Consider the following 515-nt stretch of genomic DNA (forward strand, 5'->3'; position numbering starts at 1 on the left):
CGCACCATCCGCGCTCACCTCACGCGTGACGTCACCAGCGGCACTACGGTCCACCGTCGTGCCGTCCGCGTAGGTCCACGTGCTGCTGCCGTCAGCCCCGTAAGCAATCGACACGTCCTGCGCCGGCTGCCCATCAGCCCCCGGCACCGTGCCGTGCGTCGGCTTGCCGTCGGCGGTGAACCGGTCGAACGTCGCGCCATCCGCGGTCACCTCGCGGGTGACGTCACCGGCGGCGTTGCGGTCGACGGTCGTGCCGTCGGCGTAGGTCCAGGTGCTCGAGCCGTCGGGGCCGTAAGCAATCGACACGTCCTGCGCGGGCTGCCCATCCGACCCTGGCACGGTGCCGTGCGTGGGCTTGCCGTCGGCCGTGAACCGGTCGAATGTCGCCCCATCCGCGCTCACCTCACGCGTGACGTCACCAGCGGCGTTGCGGTCGACCTTGGTGCCGTCCGCGTAGGTCCAGGTGCTGCTGCCGTCACTGCCGTAGGCGATGTCCACGTCCTGCGCCGGCTGCC

General features: G+C 71.1%; 1 protein-coding gene. It reads right to left on the minus strand.

Annotation, left to right across the window (positions count from 1 at the left end):
• The coding region (locus KBX34_RS33275; RefSeq protein ID WP_210929019.1) for a hypothetical protein at positions 1-515 on the minus strand (515 nt) is incomplete at both ends.

The sequence above is a fragment of the Micromonospora sp. M61 genome, from assembly GCF_018070245.1.
In the GTDB taxonomy this organism is placed as follows: domain Bacteria; phylum Actinomycetota; class Actinomycetes; order Mycobacteriales; family Micromonosporaceae; genus Micromonospora; species Micromonospora zamorensis.